Below are 17,095 nucleotides of genomic sequence, written 5' to 3'. Positions count from 1 at the left end.
CCGACATGCCAGGCACCAACGTCTCTCTGATCACCTGCTGCTTGAATTTTCGCGCGTACGTGCGACGGGGATGGGCTGCGCCCCCTGCGTTCGACATGGCTGACTGGCTCCGTTGATCTGAACGCGCTCATCATGCTTTGGAAAAGTCAGCATGGCGAAACGGTCGGGCCGAGCCGCTTACGTCTGTAGCTGCGGCAACGACATATTTATGCAATAGATATCGGACACCAAATCGTGTTAGCTTGCCGCCCCGAGCATTGCGAAACATGACGCTTTCACAATTGCCATCGTTTGGTTCCGTGCTTGCAAGGTGCTGGAGCAGCTTGGCAGTCTGTGCCCAGATTGGGCAAAGTCGCATTTTGTTGTCATGCAAATATTTGCATGAACGCAAGATGCGATGCACACCGCTACGACCGGACGTCGTCGCGGTGTTGAAAGCATGGCTACGCTATCAACCTGGCGAATCCGATGATCCGATCTTCCCCAGTTCGCGCGGTGGCCGTCTTAGCGCAGACGCACTTCAGCGGCTTGTGTCGCGCAACGTCGCGATCGCTTACCACTCGTGCCCCTCGCTGAAGGACAAGTCAGTAACTCCCCACACGCTTCGACACGGGGCCGCGATGAGCCTTTTACATCACGGCGTAGACCTGTCCGTGATCGCGCTCTGGCTCGGCCACGAATCATCGGAGACGACCCAGATCTACTTGCACGCCGACATGCGGCTTAAGGAACGCGCAATGGCGCATGCCAATGCGAGCGGAGTTGCACCGACGCGTTACAAACCTCCCGACTCCTTGCTGGCCTTCCTGGAGGGTCTTTAATAATGCCGACAATCCGGGCGACGCGGAACAGGGATCCGCCCAACTGCTGCGCCCGTGGAATCATGACGCGGCATAATCCGGAAGTCGGCATAACCGAGTCGAAAACCTGATCGGACCCTGGGCGATCGGAAGGGCGAACTGGTTATTTGCAGGTTCCCTACGCGCTGGTCAACGAGCCGCTGCCATCATGAGTCTGGTGCGTTCCGCTCAGCTCAATGGGCACGACCCATACGCATATCTGAAAGACGTCCTCACGCGACTGCCGACACAGCGGGCCGATAAGATCGCCGAATTGCTTCCGCATAACTGGGTACCACCTGTCCCCTGATTGAGCTCACCCCTGACTTTGCCGGGCGCTTACCCTTCGAGTCGTGTCTTGGTGCTTGTCGCCACGAGCGCCAACCGGATGCCTTGACGGTCTACCGCTATATACCGCTTGCTGCCTAACTTGCCCCGGTCGGTCGGGTTTGGCGCTGTCTGTTCGCTCCCCTGGGGTCGGCGACGTCTCCCTCCATGGATGTTCACACGGCTCCAGTCGATGGCATCATATTTACGCAATCGTACAATCGTACAATCGTGCAATCGCGCCAGTGCAGGCGCTTCCATTCACTCCGTTCTGCCAGTCCCGCAGGTGACGCCAGCACGTCATTGCCATTGCGGAAGCCCGTTTGTTGCGGCAAATCCTCCTGCGGGATGCCGATGCGCAGCACGAACAGGATGCTGTTCAATGCCGCCCTGCCTTCTATTCGGGGACGTCCGCCTTTTGCTGGATATGGCCGTTTAGGCAGCAATAGCTCAAGCGTTTTTCACAATTCGTCGCTGATTCTGCTTCGTCATCCAACATCAGACGTGCGCCTCTCGCTTAGGGATGACAGGTTTTGTTAGCGAGTCTTAGCTGATCCGTCATAGTCGCCTTTTCGATACTGGCCAACGGCAGACAGCGTAAGTCTAAACATCATCGCAATGTAAGCCCATCAAGGCTAACCTCGGGAGTTTTACCGATGATGAGGTCGCTGACAATGCGTGCCGTCCCGCACGACCACGTCCACCCCAAATGGCCGTGGCCGGCGTTAAAGAACAGGTTCTTGTGTCGCGATGGCCCTAGAATGGGGGTTCCGTCTGGTGTCATTGGGCGCAGTCCCGCCCAGTAGCTCGGCCTTGTGAAATCGATCGCGTCAGGGAACATCAACTTCGCCACATCAATCATATGGGAAAAATCAGATGGCTTATGCGTTGTATCGTAACCGGCGAATTCTGCCGTTCCTGTCACACGCAAGGTGGACCCAAATCGTGCCCATGCGATGAGGTGATGCTCGTCCAGACCTCCGACATCCGGAGCTCGCTCGGGGTCTAGTATCGGGAATGTGACCGAATAACCCTTGACAGGGTAAATGGGCAGCCGGTAGCCCAATTTTCTCGCAAATCTCGACGTGTCGCACCCCATAGCGAATACAAACCGGTCGGCGTCTATCGGTCCTTTGCATGTCTGAATAAACTTGATCCGGTCACCCTCCACTGACGCATTGGTTGCAACCGTATCGAACATGAAGCGAACGCCCATCGCTACGCAACATTCGTACATGGCCTTGGTGAAGACGCGAGCGTCGCCACTCTCATCGCTTGGGCAGTACAGTGCTCCAGATATATGCTTCGTATAGTCAGTCAGTGCAGGCTCGTACTGACCCACTTCAGCAGGAGAGAGGACCCGTAGCGGAACGCCGTTGTCCTCCAGAACACCCATATTCCGGATCGCGCGTTGCAGCGACGTGTCCTCACGATGAAGGTATAGCAATCCCTTCGAGACGCGATCATATTCGAGTTTCTCGCGTCCCGTCACTTCCTGGATGATCGACTGGGAATAGAGCGAAAGGCGAGCTTTTCTCGAAGTGTTTGTTCTTGCCTTGGCTGCGGTGCAGTTCTGAATGAACTTGAGGCACCATGCGTACATTCGCCAGTCAGGTACCAGTTTGAGCTTAAGCGCTTGATCCTTGTAAAACAGCGATTTCGCGAGGATGGCTGGGGCTTGCGGTGAAGCCCACGTGTAAGAGTGTCCGGGGGAGATCAATCCGGCGTTGGCGAAGCTCGTTTGCATCGCAACACCAGGATTACGTTCAATCACGGTAACCTGGACGCCGGCTTTCGCCAGGAAGTACGCAGTGGTGACGCCTACAATCCCACCACCCAGAATTGCTATTCTCATCAGCTACGCCAGTTTCTACGTTGATCAGATCTCGCAGGAATGAACAGACCGCAAGGTTGCGACTGTTCCCGCGGATTCGAAGTTACGCCATTATCGCTTGGTGGCGCGGCTCACATCGGCCTGAGCCAGGATTTCAATGTCCGCACCCGGTACGATCAAACCATTGATCAGCGTTGCTCTAACTGGATAAGGTGCTCTGAAGAATTTTCCGTAGGCATCGTTCAGTTCCGGGAAGTACTTCTTGTCGGTCAAGAAAATCTGCACTTGAAATACGTCGTCCATCGTTGCACCAGCCGCTTCGACGGTCTGTTTAAGGTTGAGCATCGTGCGCTCAACCTGTGCAACGAAGCTTGACGTTTCGACTGTTCCGTCCGGTAACGTCGGGACGCAGCAGGCATAAAGAATGTTGTTGGCGATGGCCGCCAGTTCGAGGGGAGCGTTTGCCTTGGGGATACCAGTTTCTATGATGTGTCGCATAGCGTTTCCTTGAAGATAAAGTTATGCCGGATCGGTCGCCGACGTGTTGAGGGCTCGCTTGATGCAAATTCTCTGCGATGGGCGAGACCGATTGATTTGGCAAGCTGAATAAAGTTACCAGAGCAATATGTGGCCCGATACGCCAGGGTGTTTCGCCACACGAAAAAAAATCGTCTAGTAACGTCGCCGCATGAAATATACGATGCAGTGATGTCGAGCGACGGCGGCGAGCGAGCGCTGGGATAGGCGATTGCAACGGATCCCGGGATTCGCTCGGAATCTACCTGGGCAGGAGGATTGATCTGTGAAAAATTTAACCGCGTGCGCTGATGCAATAACGGACCTGAAAGCCATGCTTAATCCTGATCTATATCTGGATAGCGCTGGAACGATGGCACGTTATGAGCGGGACTGGACAGGTGACCACGCGGGTCGGGCCGCGCTTGTACTGCGACCGCGGTCGACGCGTGACGTATCGAAGATGCTCTCCTTTTGCTATGAAAGAGGCATTGCGGTTGTTCCGCAGGGCGGTCACACCGGTCTGGTGGGTGCTGCTACGCCGTCTGCTACCGGGCAGGAAGTGATTCTGAGTCTTGAACGATTGAATACGATCCGTTCGGTGGATATAGCCAATTTCACGATCACGGTCGAGGCCGGTTGCATTCTTCAGGACGTACATGAGGCGGCCGCATCAGTTGATCGTCTTTTCCCACTGACATTGGGCGCGAAGGGGACGTGCCAGATTGGAGGGAACATTGCGACCAATGCTGGAGGCTTGAATGTTCTCCGATATGGAATGATGCGCGACCTGGTGCTGGGGCTCGAGGCAGTTTTACCAGACGGCAGGGTCTTCAACGGGTTGCAGGCTCTCAGAAAAAATAATCTCGGTTACGACATCAAACAGCTATTTGTTGGCTCAGAGGGCACGCTTGGAGTCATCACGGCGGCTGTACTGAAGCTATTTCCGATGCCGAGACATACCGTTACGGCGTTTGCAGCACTCAGTACAGTGGATGATGCTTTGCGTTTCTACGTGCGCGCCCGAACCGAGCTTTGCGATCTGCTGTCGGCCTTCGAATTGATACCTGCGTCAGGTCTGGAACTCGCGACCTCATTCCGTACAGACTTAAGGGCACCCGTCGGAAACGCTGCTGCGTACCATGTTCTGTTGGAAGTGCAAGCGAGTGGCGATCTCGATCTCAACACATTGACGCAAAACTTCTTGATGAAAGAGCTCGAGAACAACGGAATTTTGGATGTCGCAATAGCCACCAGCGCAAGGCAGTCGAGCGAGTTCTGGGCGATCCGGGAGGCCATGGTGGAAGCCGAGCCGCATTATGGTCAACATTTGAGGACGGACGTGTCCGTTCCGATTTCGAAGCTTGCTGAATTCATCATCGAAACCGATGCGCTGCTGGAGCAGCACTTCCATGGCGCTATCCGGCTTCCGTACGGACATATCGGTGATGGGAATATCCACTACAACGTACTGCCGCCACGTTCCGTTGGTGAAGGTGATCTTGCGGATTACCTGCATGCTTGCGAGGCAATGATCTTCGAAGTTGTGGACGGACTTGATGGCTCGATAAGTGCGGAGCATGGGGTGGGAATTGCGAAGCAGAGTGCTTTCATGCAGCGCATGTCACCCGTCGACCTCGAAATCATGGCTGAATTCAAGAGCTTCTTTGATTCCAGGGCAATTCTGAGTCCTGGCCGGATCTTGCCGAAAAGCAACTAGACAGGTAGTGCCTCGTGCATCTGGCGTGTGATCGTCTTGCCGGCCTTGACCAGGGCTTGCGTCGCACGATCGACCAGATCCGCGGCCTGCCGGCGCTCCGGCGCAGACAAACTCAACGCACCGATAGGGTGGTTAAGATCGTCCAGGATTGGCACGCCGACGCACAGTGCTCCATCTTCATTTTCGCCGGTCTCTACCGCAAATCCAAGCTGTCTCACGCTCTCCAGTTGACGCTTCAGAATCCGTACGTCTCGCAACGAGCGATGGGTGCGGGCAGCGAGTCCGGAACGGAACACGGTTTCGCGCGCCGATTCCTCCATATACGCAAGAAACGCTTTGCCGAGCGCCGTCGTATGCATGGGCTCGCGGGTGCCAATCCGTGCGCCAATCCGTAGGGTACGGGTGGACTCGATAACTTCAATGTAGATCATCTCTCCGCCGGATTCGATTGCAAGATTGATCGTTTCGTTGAACTGTTCCAGCAACTGCCTCATGATCGGCAGCGAAACTTCGCGAAGCCGGTGGAGGCTACTGTCTGTGCGCGCAAGCGCCCTGAAGCGGGCACCTATCTCGTAGCGGTCTTCATTAACGTGATGTTCGAGAAATGTCGATGCGCTCAAGGTATGAAGATATCTAAAGGCCGTCGTCTTTGGCAGATGCAGTGCTTCCGCCACTTCAGTCAGTGAGACGACGCGACCGCTTTCAGCCACGAACGCCAGAACTTTCATGGCCTTCCAGACCGGTCCAACTATATAGGCGCCGCCAGGCTCTTTTTCTACACCAGTCATTTTCGCCACACTCAAAAATTGTTTCATGTCACGAAACTATAGTCCATTTACGCGAAAAATTGGGTCTGGTCTACTTGGTTGCGTGGGGTCGTGATTCGGTCTCATCGTTTTTGAAAAAAACTCTTTAAGGACTCTGGCGTGAACCAAACTACCTCAGCAACCCCCGTGGCGGCGATTGCCGATTGGAAACATGTAGCCGACCGGCTCGGTGTAGCGCTTGTACTGGACGTGATGGACGGGAAGGGTTTGAAGCAGCAGGCGCTGAAGCCGGGAATCATTCCCCGCACTTCGCAAGGCGTTACGCTTGGTCGTGCAAAAACATTCCTGTGGATGGACTTCGCGCATGACGATCCGGACACTTATGAACTGGAATTGAAGGGTGTGGACAGCGTTCAGGAGGATGACTTCATCGTGTGCGCCACTGGCGACTCCTACCGTTCAGGCATTTGGGGCGAGCTTCTGACGACTGCCGCCGTCAGGCGACACGCAGTGGGTATCGTGACGGACGGTGGAGTGCGCGACGTGGCGCAAATCGAAGCAATGCGGTTTCCGGTGTATTCCCGCTATCTGTCGCCCTACGACAGCTTCAACCGACAGAAAGTCGTGGCTTACGATGTCGTTGTCGAGATCGACGGCGTGTCGATTCGGCCGGGTGACATTGTTGTGGCTGATCGTGATGGAGTCGCTATTGTTCCCGCTCGGATTGCAGATGAGGTGCTAAAGGATGTTATGGCAAAAGCTGGACGCGAAGACCAGTTTCGCGATGCTGTGAAGAACGGATCCGGCCTCTTCGAGGCGTACCAGAAATATCACGTCCTTTGAGCTGCGCAACGCCTCGTGGGGACATCTTGTCGTAGAAACACGTCTGGGAAGAGAGTGGAGCGGTGGGGGAAGACATGAAAGTTGATTCGTTCAATCAGGGTACATTCGTCGGGCGCGTATGGTCGCAACAGGCTGGCGGTCCAGTGCTCGTTGTGGTTGTCGATGATGAGTTGCGCGACATAACATCACGTGAGACACCAACCATGCGTGATCTGCTGGAACTCGAGGACCCGGCCGAATACGCAAGATCGCACGCCGGACATTTGATTGACCGGCTTGTTGACTTCGCCGAGTCACCACTGAGTCGCACGGAGCAATCGTGTCTTCTGGCACCGACTGATCTTCAGGCGATCAAAGCCTGCGGTGTGACATTCGCGCGCTCCATGATCGAACGAGTGATCGAGGAGAAGGCGGCTGGTGATCCCAGAATGGCGTCGGCAGTTCGCGAGCAAGTGCAGGAGATCATTGGAGATGGACTTTCCAACATTGTTCCGGGTTCAGAGCAGGCTACAGAAGTAAAAGCCGCATTGTTGCGGGCCGGCATGTGGTCGCAGTATCTCGAGGTGGGTATCGGCCCGGACGCGGAATTATTCACGAAGTCGCAGCCAATGTCGGCGGTTGGTAACTACGCCGCTATTGGGATTCACCCAAAGTCAGTCTGGAACAATCCAGAGCCGGAACTTGTTCTGCTCGTCGATAGCCGCGGGCGGGTAGCAGGCGCGGCGTTAGGAAATGATGTCAACCTTCGCGACGTAGAAGGACGATCCGCGCTTCTTCTCGGAAAGGCGAAGGACAACAACGCGTCGTGCGCGATTGGCCCTTTCATCAGGCTGTTCGATTCAAGCTACGGTATGGACGACGTGCGTAGCGCCAATCTTGATCTTCTTGTCGAAGGTGTAGACGGGTTTGTGCTCGAAGGTAGAAGCTCAATGCGCGAGATTAGTCGGGACCCAGCAGACCTCGTGGCACAGGCAATCGGAACACACCACCAATATCCGGATGGTTTCGCACTGTTTCTGGGAACCATGTTTGCTCCAACTCAGGACCGCGATACGTCAGGTCAGGGGTTCACGCACAGGATCGGCGACCGTGTGACGATATCGAGCACGCAACTTGGCGAACTGTCTAACGAAGTTCGCCTGTCGACAGACTGCCCGGAGTGGAGCTTCGGGGTATCGCACCTTATGCGCAATCTTGCCAAAAGAAGCTTGTTGTAGTCCGAAGGCGGAGCGCTCACTCCAAGGCCCGTATTCGTGTTGGTGTTTTGATCGTGGCAATCAGGCCAACGTTTTATAAAAATCTTACTAGCAAAATAGGAGTGCGAAATGAAATCATCGATGACCAAGGGGTGTGCGGCGCTCATGCTTCTAGTTGGTATGATCGGGGTCAGTAGCGCGAAGTCTGCCAGCTACCTGAATGTCCCGGTCGGATTTTCAGCGGTATTGACCGGGGGAAACGCTTCATTTGGCAAAGACATTCAGAACGGAGTTCAGCTCGCGCTGGACGACGCGAACGGCAGGAAGATAATGATTGGTGGAAAGGTTGCGCACTTTCAGTTGCACGCTGAGGATGATCAGGGTGACCCGCGTATCGGCGTTCAGGCGGCGCAAAAGCTGGTTGACTCCGGTGTTGCAGTTGTTATAGGACATTTCAATTCAGGCACAACGTTGCCGGCTTCCCTGGTTTATCAGCAGGCTGGGGTCGTAATGATCAATCCAGGTGCAACGAATCCCGCTATCAATCAGCGTGGTCTTGATCACATTTTCAGCGTAATCGGCACCGATGCAGGTAACGCGGGTCTTGCGGGCTCGTACGCGGTCAAGGTCACAAAGGCGAAGCGCATCTCGATCATTGATGACCGGACCGCGTTTGGACAGGGAGAGGCGGATGTTTTCGAGCAGGCGGTAAAAGCCGCGGGCGGTTCGATCGTGGCACGACAGTATGTCAACGATAAGGCGGTTGATTTCAGTTCCCAACTCACCGCGCTTAAGGCTGCAAACGTGGATCTGGTCTTTTTTGGGGGGCTTGACCGCCAGGCAGCGGGCGTCGCGAAGCGCATGAAGCAGCTGGGAATGAAGGCGCAGCTTCTGGGTGGCGGCGCAGTCGCCGACTCCGACTTTCTGCAGTTGGCTGGGGATGCCGGAGAGGGAGCGATGGCGTGGGAACCAGGGGCGCCTCTGGATCGCCTGCAGCAGGGGAAGGACTTTGGCGAGCGATACCAGAAGGCTTTTGGCACCGCGGCCCAAACCTACGCTCCGTTTGGTTATGACGCCGCTTGGGCAGCAATCAACGCCATGCAAAAGGCCAATTCGATCGATTCGAAGGTCTATCTCCCGGTGCTGAAGACCATTTCCTTCGATGGAATCACGGGACATATTGCATTTGATGATAAAGGCCTGGTCAAGGGGGCGGTGTCAACCCTGTATCAGGTGAAAGACGGAAAGTGGCAACCGATCACGACTCGCCCAGCAGACTAAGTATCGGGTACGGAGACTGGCATGAATTTAACAGGCGGTTCGCTGATCGGGCTAGATGTTGTCAGTGGCGAGGGCAGTGCATTCCATGGGCTGAACCCAAGGACCGGCGAGCGGCTGTATCCGGCCTACAAGGGGGTGAGTCAAGCGGATCTGGACGCAGCGTGCAGGATTGCGGCTGAGGCCTTTGACGCTTATCGGGAAATGCCGCCGTCAAGGCGTGCCCGGTTTCTGGAGACGGTCGGCGATAGGCTCATGGATCTTGGCACGACGCTCGTTGAGCGTTGTGCTTCTGAGACGGGGCTGCCAGCTAGTCGCATTGAGGGCGAAAGATCGCGTACTGTTGCACAACTGAAGATGTTTGCTTCAGTTGTGCGTGAGGGAGATTATCTCGACGTGCGTATCGATCGGGAGCTCTCAGACCGCCAACCGGTCCGCCGGCCGGATCTGCGGCTGAGAAATGTTCCCGTTGGTCCAGTTGCGGTGTTCGGAGCAAGTAACTTTCCTCTGGCATTTTCAGTTGCGGGCGGCGACACGGCTGCTGCGCTGGCGGCCGGATGTCCCGTCGTCTGCAAGGCTCACCCGGCCCATCCCGGAACATCCGAACTGGTCGGCAAGGCGGTACAAAATGCGGTACGCGACTGCGCAATGCCGGCCGGCACGTTTTCCCTTCTTTTTGATGCGGGATTTGATATCGGCAGCCGTCTGGTTCAGGACCCGCGCATAAAAGCAATTGGCTTTACGGGTTCCCGCAAGGGTGGTATGGCGCTAAGGAATCTGGCAATGGCGCGTGCGGTCCCGATACCGGTCTATGCGGAAATGAGTAGCGTCAATCCGGTTCTGCTGTTTCCCGGTGCGCTTCACGGCAGGGCGGATGATATCGCAAAAGCTTTTGTCGCTTCAATGTGTCTCGGTTCGGGGCAATTCTGTACAAATCCTGGCATCGTGCTCGCGGTTGACAGCCCGAAGCTCGATCGGTTCATCGCTGGGGTACGAGAGATACTGACGTCGGTTCCAGCTGGCACGATGCTAACTCCCGCGATCCATGAGGCGTACGAGAGGTCTCTGACGGCGATGAAGCAGCACGCAGCAGTCAGTTGCCTTGCAACGGGGAAAGCGGCTACAGGGCCAAATGAGGCCCAGGCGCACCTGTTCTCAGTCAGCGACGAAGCGTTCCTTGCACATGAGGAGCTAGCAGAGGAAATGTTTGGGCCGGCATCGGTCGTCGTTCGCTGCAAGGATATGGTTGCGATTCGCCGGATATTGCAGCGTCTTGAAGGGCAGCTTACCGCGTCGCTGCACGTTGATGAAGCGGATCTCGAGCAGGCTCGATCATTTATTCCATTGCTGGAGCAACAGGTGGGGCGGATCCTCTTCAACGGCTTTGGAACAGGGGTTGAAGTCTCTCACGCCATGGTTCATGGCGGGCCATTCCCTTCCACATCGGACGGAAGGTCGACATCTGTCGGCAGTCTTTCCATCGATCGGTTCCTGCGGCCCGTCTCCTATCAGGATGTGCCAGACGCTTTGCTTCCAGAAGCACTGCGGCAGGACAATCCCCTGAAGCTGGCGCGGCGGATAGACGGACTTCTCGCACTATAAGACTTTCTGCCAGCGGTAGTCCCGCGCACGTCGACTCGCAGCTATGTTCCGACGTTCTCACGCCGCATATACAGCGCGCTTACGACGCGTCTCATTCAACCGGCCACCGGTAACAGCCTTGTCAGCTATGCACGGTGCCGACTTTCCGGTTATACCCCTTGCTAGATATGGATATCTTTGTTCAACAGATCCTCAATGGACTGGTGCTTGGCAGCGTTTACGCCATCATCGCACTGGGCTATACGATGGTTTACGGCATCCTGGGCATCATCAACTTCGCGCACGGCGATGTGTTGATGGTGGGCGCGATGGTTGCGCTTTCCGCCATAGGCGTGCTGCAGAACCACTTCCCGCATCTCGGCAACGTGCCGACGCTCGTCATTGCGCTGATCATCGCAGCCGTGGTCTGCGCGCTGGTCGGCTACACGATCGAGCGGGTGGCGTACCGGCCGTTGCGCCGTGCGCCGCGTCTCGCGCCGCTGATCACGGCGATCGGCGTGTCGATCCTGCTGCAGACGCTAGCCATGATGATCTGGTCGCGCAATCCGCTGCCGTTCCCGCAACTGTTGCCCACGGATCCGATCAACGTGATCAAGTCCGGCCCCAACAATCCGGGCGCTGTGATCTCGATGACTGAAATCACGATTATCGTGGTGGCGTTCCTCGTGATGGGCGGTCTGCTGCTGCTCGTGCACAAGACGAGGCTCGGCCGTGCGATGCGCGCGATCGCCGAAAATCCGAACGTCGCGAGCCTGATGGGCGTGAATCCGAATTTCGTGATCTCGGCCACCTTCATGATCGGCTCGGCGCTTGCCGCGCTGGCTGGCGTGATGATCGCCTCGGAATACGGCAACGCGCACTTCTATATGGGCTTCATCCCCGGTCTGAAGGCCTTTACCGCGGCGGTGCTCGGCGGTATCGGCAATCTTGGCGGTGCAATGGTCGGCGGTGTGCTGCTTGGCCTGATCGAACAGTTGGGTGCAGGCTATATCGGCAACCTGACGGGGGGCGTATTCGGCAGTAACTACCAGGACGTGTTCGCATTCATCGTGCTGATTATCGTGCTGGTGTTCCGTCCGTCGGGCCTGCTCGGCGAACGCGTTGCAGATCGCGCCTGACCTGGGCCATAAGGAGCAATGACATGACCTCAATTCAACCGATCGAGCCGTCCACGACGCTCATCCCCGAGACGAACAAAACGAAGACGCTGACGGTCGGCATCATCACCGCAGTGCTGGTGATTGCGGCACCCATGCTGATCGGCCTGGTTGGCGGCAACTACTGGGTGCGCGTGCTCGATTTCGCGATGCTCTACGTGATGCTGGCGCTGGGTCTTAACGTGGTGGTCGGCTTTGCCGGCCTGCTGGACCTCGGCTATATCGCCTTCTACGCGATCGGCGCTTACACCACGGCGCTGCTGTCGTCGCCGCACCTGTCCACGCAATTCGCGTGGATCGGAGCGATGTTCCCGCACGGGCTGCATACGCCGTTCTGGATCATCGTGCCGGTCGCGATGGCGCTGGCCGCGATGTTCGGTGTTCTGCTCGGTGCGCCGACGCTGCGTCTGCGTGGCGATTACCTCGCCATCGTGACGTTGGGCTTCGGGGAAATCGTGCGGATCTTCATGAACAACCTCGATCGCCCGGTGAACATCACCAACGGGCCGCAAGGGATTACGGGTATCGACCCGGTGCAGGTCGGTGGCTTCAGCCTCGCTCAGACCCATACGTTCCTCGGTTTCCAGTTCACGACCGTGTACATGTATTACTACCTGTTCGTGCTGTGCTCGCTGCTGGTGATCTGGGTATGTACGCGTCTGCAGCACTCGCGTATTGGCCGGGCATGGGCCGCGATCCGCGAGGACGAAATCGCTGCCAAGGCGATGGGCATCAACACCCGTAACGTGAAACTGCTGGCGTTCGCGATGGGCGCGTCGTTCGGTGGTCTGTCGGGCGCGATGTTCGGCGGCTTCCAGGGCTTCGTGTCGCCGGAATCGTTCACCTTCTGGGAATCGGTCGTGGTGCTCGCCTGCGTGGTGCTGGGCGGCATGGGCCACATCCCGGGCGTGATTCTCGGCGCGGTGCTGCTCGCCGTGTTCCCGGAATTCCTGCGTTCGACCATGGGGCCGCTGCAGAACGCCATCTTCGGCCATGAAATCGTCGATACCGAAGTGATCCGTCAGCTGCTGTACGGTCTCGCGATGGTTCTCATCATGCTGTACCGCTCGGAAGGTCTGTGGCCGTCGCCGAAGCACGAGGACAAGATTGCGAAAATCGCGAAGCGCAATAGCAAGAAGCCGGTACGTGCGTAAGGACAGGGAGAAATCTGATGAGCGATAAACAAATCCGCCTGTCCGTGAAGGGCGTGAACAAACGTTTCGGCGGTCTGCAGGCGCTGTCCGAAGTGGGGCTCGAAATCAAGGCCGGTGAGATCTACGGTCTGATCGGTCCGAATGGCGCCGGCAAGACGACCTTCTTCAACGTGATCACGGGGCTGTACACGCCCGATTCGGGTGATTTCAGGCTCGACGGCGAGAGCTACACGCCGACCGCCGTGTATCAGGTCGCGAAGGCCGGCATTGCGCGTACGTTTCAGAACATCCGCCTGTTCGGCGGCATGACGGCGCTGGAAAACGTGATGGTGGGCCGTCACGTGCGCACGAAACATGGGCTGATCGGCGCCGTATTCCAGACGCCTTCGGAGCGCAAGGAAGAGCGCGAGATCAAGGAACGCGCACTCGAACTGCTCGAGTACGTCGGCGTCGCGCAGTATGCGGACTACACGTCGCGCAACCTGTCGTACGGTCACCAGCGCCGTCTGGAGATTGCGCGTGCCCTCGCAACCGATCCGAAGCTGCTGGCGCTGGACGAGCCGGCCGCGGGCATGAACGCAACCGAGAAGGTCGAACTCACGAAGCTGCTCGACAAGATCCGCGCGGACGGCAAGACGATCCTGCTGATCGAGCACGACGTGAAACTGGTGATGGGCCTGTGCAACAGCATGACGGTGCTCGATTACGGCAAGGTGATCGCCCAGGGTCTGCCGCAAGACGTGCAGAAGGACCCGAAGGTGATCGAGGCATATCTCGGTGCAGGAGTCCATTGATGGCTAATTCCCCGATGTTGAAAATCAAGGGCCTGCAGGTCAATTACGGCGGCATCCAGGCAGTCAAGGGCATCGACCTCGAAGTCGGCCAGGGCGAACTGGTCACGCTGATCGGCGCGAACGGTGCGGGCAAGACCACGACGATGAAAGCGATCACGGGTCTGAAGGCGTATGGGGCCGGCGATATCGAATACATGGGCCAGTCCATCAAGGGCTTGCCCGCGCATGAACTGCTCAAGCGCGGTCTGGCGATGGTGCCGGAAGGCCGTGGCATCTTCGCGCGCATGTCGATTGTCGAGAACATGCAGATGGGCGCTTACCTGCGCAACGACACGGACGCCATCAAGTCGGACGTGGACCGCATGTTCGGCTTCTTCCCGCGTCTGAAGGAACGGGCGTCGCAGTACGCGGGCACGTTGTCGGGCGGCGAGCAGCAGATGCTGGCGATGGCGCGCGCGATCATTAGCAAGCCGAAGCTGTTGTTGCTCGACGAGCCGTCGATGGGTCTGTCGCCGATCATGGTCGAGAAGATCTTCGAAGTGGTGCGGGCAATTTCGGCTGAAGGCATGACCGTGCTGCTGGTCGAGCAGAACGCGCGTCTGGCGCTGCAGGCGGCGAATCGCGGCTACGTGATGGACTCGGGTCTGGTGACGATGTCCGGCGACGCCAAGCAGATGCTGGATGATCCGAAGGTCAGAATGGCTTACCTGGGTGAATAGGCAACGAATAAAAATGCTATTTGTGTGCCAGCCATGCATTATGTCGTGTGTGTCTGCTTTCACGTTCGCGCCAGTTTCATTGAAGCCGGGAAAATTAAAAGAGTTTGCGGCCTATGGTAGTAACCAGGCGCAGTCCTTGCCAGGGAATGGTCTATACGCCGTAGCTCGTGTGATCCGGATCAGATAGCCAGTGCGGTAGGTGACGATCATCGGCAGTGTCTGCGCGATCTGCTCGATCGATCTGCGCGCGGCGTCGAGGAGGAAGAGGCCACTGACGCTCAGATCACCGGCGTCCTTCGACAGCAGGATGAGGCCAGGAACATCGGGGTTCAGTGCATACCGGAGGTACCCGGATGAAGGGCTATGTGACGGCTGTGAACCGTCCGTTACGCGAAGTGGTCAATGGGCTGGACCCCATCGCGTCGCATCATCGCCACGCGTTCTTCGTCGATGAAAACCGGCATGCCGGACGAAGGGATGGCCCGAGCGTGGCACCCGTGACAGCGATCCGGCTGCCCTCCGGCGTCAAGGAGACACAGAATGCGGTGTCCGATGCGACAACAGCAGCTGGGTATTCCGCCGGCGGTTCTGCAACTCTATGCATCGATTTACGAACGGAAGTCCAGAATTGATTTCGTTTGCACATGCGGCTCTCGCGCGACATACCTCCCGGTGGTGCGAGAGAATTTGCGATCGACTGGTTGACGGCAGTTCCGGTCGGTGTTGACCTCGGACCGTTGACGGCGCGGCTGGTCGCCATGCTGCTTGCGTCGCCCGGCATCGGGATCGGTGCGCTCTCGCGTGATCCCGAGTTACTTGGGTTCCTCGCACGGCTCTCGACCATGCATGAGAAGTCGGCCGGCGGAATGGCAGTCATGTCAGGCGAATGGCGGGCTGTGCGGCACGCCGTGCTTGACTGGACGGATCGTGCCGGGACTCGCTTCCGATCTACGCGACGAAATTGTTGAGCCCGTCGCTTCGGCCCAGGCTGCAGCGTGGTTGGGCGAATCGCAGGAGGATGCGGCGGTAATCCAGGAATAGGCTGAGGCAGTGCGTCGCGTCGCCTCGACGCGTTGCGCGCGGCCATCGGCGAGCGCCCCCGGTCGAAGCCGAGCAACGGGAAATGGCCTCCCTCACCGCTGCCGTGAGTGCGCGCCATATCGCCAGAGTCTCGCAGGACGCCACCGAGTCTGACAGGATTGCGAGCGCATTCATCGAATTCCTGTATGGTCCCGGCGCAGCGCCACGCCATGCGGTGCCAGAGGAATGACCCGATCAGGGGGTCCACCGGGCGACAGACAATTCGGCTTACGCTGTGGATGATCCCCTTCTGTCGGCTCCGCCGGACCGGAAGCGATGCCTGTATTCAAGCGGACTGACCTGTAACCGGCGGATGAACGTGCGCCTTAGTGCGTCGGCACTTTCATAGCCACAGCGTCTGGCGATTTCGCTGATGGAGCGATTGGTGCTTTCCAGATACCGGCGTGCGGCATCGATGCGGGCGTTGCTCAGGAAAGCGATGAGGCCGATACCACATTCCCGGCTGAAGATCCGCGACAGGTTACGCGGGCTCATGTTGAGCCGTTTTGCCAGTGACTCGACCGAATGAGCCAGATTGAGGTTGGCGAGCAGATACTGCTGTACATCCTGGACGAGCGTATTGTCCGATGCCTGAGTTTCGAGCAGTGGGCTGAACTGGGACTGGCCGCCGGCTCGCCGCACATAGACGATGAGATACTTGGCGACGTCCAGCGCCATCTGCCGGCCAAAATCTTCCTCGATCATCACGAGTGCGAGATCGATGCCGGCTGTCACGCCAGCGGTTGTATAGACGTTCCCGTCTTTCACATGAATGAGGTCGGGCTCAACTCTGGCCTTGGGAAACATGACCGACAGCCGTGCGACGTCCATCCAGTGCGTGGCGACGGTCCTGTTGTCGATGAGTCCCGCGGCGCCAAATGCAAACGCGCCGTTGCAGACGGCTGCGATTCGCCTCGACAGTTTTTGCTGGCGCGCGAGCCAGTCGCTCAACGTCGAATCTTCCAGCACCTCGAAGACACCGAGACCCCCTGGCACAATGACGGTATCGAAAGGCGGGCAAGGGTCGAAGATCGTTCGATCGGGCTGGGTCGTTAGTCCGCTTGACGAGGGGATCATGCCGCGGGTGGTGCCGACCGTTAGCATTTCGTATTCGCATTCTCCTTTGCTGAGGATGCGGACCTCCGCAAAGGCGTCCCGTGGACCAGCTATGTCCAGCAACTGGAAGCCAGGGAAGAGGACCATCGCGACGGTGATCTTGCGCATGGGTTTGCGGTTGCGGGTCGGTAATGGAAAATGCGGAGCAGGCAT

At 57.6% G+C, this 17,095-nt stretch carries 15 protein-coding genes and 2 pseudogenes; 12 read left to right on the top strand and 5 right to left on the bottom strand.

The window, feature by feature from the left end; all coding sequences use genetic code 11:
- Window positions 1-266 precede the first annotated feature (266 nt).
- Window positions 267-821 carry a tyrosine-type recombinase/integrase gene (locus tag FQ755_RS33350; protein ID WP_260858993.1) on the top strand — a complete coding sequence of 185 codons (555 nt, stop codon included), beginning with the start codon at window positions 267-269 and terminating at the stop codon, window positions 819-821.
- 88 nt (window positions 822-909) lie between these two features.
- Window positions 910-1,149 (top strand): annotated as a pseudogene (locus FQ755_RS33345) (transposase domain-containing protein); the annotation flags it as partial.
- Window positions 1,150-1,186: 37 nt separating this feature from the next.
- Here FQ755_RS33345 and FQ755_RS38490 read toward each other — a convergent pair.
- From FQ755_RS38490 to FQ755_RS33330, 3 genes and pseudogenes are all read right to left on the bottom strand, one after another.
- Window positions 1,187-1,612 (bottom strand): annotated as a pseudogene (locus FQ755_RS38490) (transposase); the annotation flags it as partial.
- Window positions 1,613-1,776: 164 nt separating this feature from the next.
- On the bottom strand, window positions 1,777-3,021 hold the full coding sequence (locus tag FQ755_RS33335) for a D-amino acid dehydrogenase (RefSeq protein ID WP_144161452.1): 1,245 nt from the start codon (window positions 3,019-3,021) through the stop codon (window positions 1,777-1,779).
- A gap of 90 nt (window positions 3,022-3,111) precedes the next feature.
- Entirely contained in the window at window positions 3,112-3,498 is a 387-nt protein-coding gene (locus FQ755_RS33330; protein ID WP_144161449.1) for a RidA family protein, read from the bottom strand.
- A 304-nt stretch (window positions 3,499-3,802) separates the two neighbouring features.
- On the opposite strand from FQ755_RS33330, the gene FQ755_RS33325 reads away from it, so the two are divergent.
- Entirely contained in the window at window positions 3,803-5,236 is a 1,434-nt protein-coding gene (locus FQ755_RS33325; RefSeq protein ID WP_144161446.1) for an FAD-binding oxidoreductase, read from the top strand.
- Here FQ755_RS33325 and FQ755_RS33320 read toward each other — a convergent pair.
- Window positions 5,233-6,051 (bottom strand): IclR family transcriptional regulator, encoded by an 819-nt coding sequence (locus tag FQ755_RS33320; RefSeq protein ID WP_144161444.1) that lies wholly within the window; start codon window positions 6,049-6,051, stop codon window positions 5,233-5,235. The genes FQ755_RS33325 and FQ755_RS33320 overlap by 4 nt on opposite strands.
- A 111-nt stretch (window positions 6,052-6,162) precedes the next feature.
- Here FQ755_RS33320 and FQ755_RS33315 point away from each other — a divergent pair, with 111 nt between their 5' ends.
- The 9 genes from FQ755_RS33315 (at window position 6,163) to FQ755_RS33275 (ending at window position 15,378) form a co-directional block, all read left to right on the top strand.
- A complete protein-coding gene (locus tag FQ755_RS33315) occupies window positions 6,163-6,846 on the top strand; it encodes an RraA family protein (RefSeq protein ID WP_222105817.1) in 684 nt (227 codons plus the stop codon).
- 74 nt (window positions 6,847-6,920) lie between these two features.
- The gene (locus FQ755_RS33310) at window positions 6,921-8,063 is read left to right on the top strand and encodes a fumarylacetoacetate hydrolase family protein (RefSeq protein ID WP_144161441.1); all 1,143 of its coding nucleotides are present in this window, start codon (window positions 6,921-6,923) and stop codon (window positions 8,061-8,063) included.
- A 108-nt stretch (window positions 8,064-8,171) separates the two neighbouring features.
- The gene (locus FQ755_RS33305; RefSeq protein WP_409937797.1) at window positions 8,172-9,323 is read left to right on the top strand and encodes a branched-chain amino acid ABC transporter substrate-binding protein; all 1,152 of its coding nucleotides are present in this window, start codon (window positions 8,172-8,174) and stop codon (window positions 9,321-9,323) included.
- Between the two features lie 21 nt (window positions 9,324-9,344).
- Window positions 9,345-10,922, top strand: a complete 1,578-nt coding sequence (locus tag FQ755_RS33300) for an aldehyde dehydrogenase (NADP(+)) (protein WP_144161438.1) — start codon at window positions 9,345-9,347, stop codon at window positions 10,920-10,922.
- A gap of 167 nt (window positions 10,923-11,089) precedes the next feature.
- Window positions 11,090-12,040 (top strand): branched-chain amino acid ABC transporter permease, encoded by a 951-nt coding sequence (locus FQ755_RS33295; protein WP_144161435.1) that lies wholly within the window; start codon window positions 11,090-11,092, stop codon window positions 12,038-12,040.
- Window positions 12,041-12,063: 23 nt separating this feature from the next.
- A complete protein-coding gene (locus FQ755_RS33290; RefSeq protein ID WP_144161432.1) occupies window positions 12,064-13,233 on the top strand; it encodes an ABC transporter permease subunit in 1,170 nt (389 codons plus the stop codon).
- A 17-nt stretch (window positions 13,234-13,250) separates the two neighbouring features.
- On the top strand, window positions 13,251-14,027 hold the full coding sequence (locus FQ755_RS33285) for an ABC transporter ATP-binding protein (RefSeq protein WP_144161429.1): 777 nt from the start codon (window positions 13,251-13,253) through the stop codon (window positions 14,025-14,027).
- A 14-nt stretch (window positions 14,028-14,041) separates the two neighbouring features.
- Window positions 14,042-14,746, top strand: a complete 705-nt coding sequence (locus tag FQ755_RS33280; RefSeq protein ID WP_409937800.1) for an ABC transporter ATP-binding protein — start codon at window positions 14,042-14,044, stop codon at window positions 14,744-14,746.
- A 353-nt stretch (window positions 14,747-15,099) separates the two neighbouring features.
- Complete coding sequence (locus FQ755_RS33275; protein ID WP_144161423.1) at window positions 15,100-15,378, top strand: hypothetical protein; 279 nt, start codon at window positions 15,100-15,102, stop codon at window positions 15,376-15,378.
- Between the two features lie 676 nt (window positions 15,379-16,054).
- On the opposite strand, the gene FQ755_RS33270 is transcribed toward FQ755_RS33275, so the two are convergent.
- Window positions 16,055-17,050, bottom strand: coding sequence for a GlxA family transcriptional regulator (locus FQ755_RS33270; RefSeq protein ID WP_144161420.1), 996 nt, complete (start codon window positions 17,048-17,050; stop codon window positions 16,055-16,057).
- Between the last annotated feature and the right edge of the window lie 45 nt (window positions 17,051-17,095).

It is taken from the genome of Paraburkholderia sp. BCC1885 (assembly GCF_900996235.1).
Taxonomy (GTDB): domain Bacteria; phylum Pseudomonadota; class Gammaproteobacteria; order Burkholderiales; family Burkholderiaceae; genus Paraburkholderia.
This window is presented reverse-complemented; position numbering and strand designations above follow the sequence as displayed.

Coding starts and splice junctions, on each gene's coding strand:
- FQ755_RS33350 (WP_260858993.1), top strand. CDS start 267: ATGACGCTTTCACAATTGCCATCGTTTGGTTCCGTGCTTGCAAGGTGC.
- FQ755_RS33335 (WP_144161452.1), bottom strand. CDS start 3,021: ATGAGAATAGCAATTCTGGGTGGTGGGATTGTAGGCGTCACCACTGCG.
- FQ755_RS33330 (WP_144161449.1), bottom strand. CDS start 3,498: ATGCGACACATCATAGAAACTGGTATCCCCAAGGCAAACGCTCCCCTC.
- FQ755_RS33320 (WP_144161444.1), bottom strand. CDS start 6,051: ATGAAACAATTTTTGAGTGTGGCGAAAATGACTGGTGTAGAAAAAGAG.
- FQ755_RS33310 (WP_144161441.1), top strand. CDS start 6,921: ATGAAAGTTGATTCGTTCAATCAGGGTACATTCGTCGGGCGCGTATGG.
- FQ755_RS33305 (WP_409937797.1), top strand. CDS start 8,172: ATGAAATCATCGATGACCAAGGGGTGTGCGGCGCTCATGCTTCTAGTT.
- FQ755_RS33300 (WP_144161438.1), top strand. CDS start 9,345: ATGAATTTAACAGGCGGTTCGCTGATCGGGCTAGATGTTGTCAGTGGC.
- FQ755_RS33295 (WP_144161435.1), top strand. CDS start 11,090: ATGGATATCTTTGTTCAACAGATCCTCAATGGACTGGTGCTTGGCAGC.
- FQ755_RS33290 (WP_144161432.1), top strand. CDS start 12,064: ATGACCTCAATTCAACCGATCGAGCCGTCCACGACGCTCATCCCCGAG.
- FQ755_RS33285 (WP_144161429.1), top strand. CDS start 13,251: ATGAGCGATAAACAAATCCGCCTGTCCGTGAAGGGCGTGAACAAACGT.
- FQ755_RS33280 (WP_409937800.1), top strand. CDS start 14,042: ATGTTGAAAATCAAGGGCCTGCAGGTCAATTACGGCGGCATCCAGGCA.
- FQ755_RS33275 (WP_144161423.1), top strand. CDS start 15,100: ATGAAGGGCTATGTGACGGCTGTGAACCGTCCGTTACGCGAAGTGGTC.
- FQ755_RS33270 (WP_144161420.1), bottom strand. CDS start 17,050: ATGCGCAAGATCACCGTCGCGATGGTCCTCTTCCCTGGCTTCCAGTTG.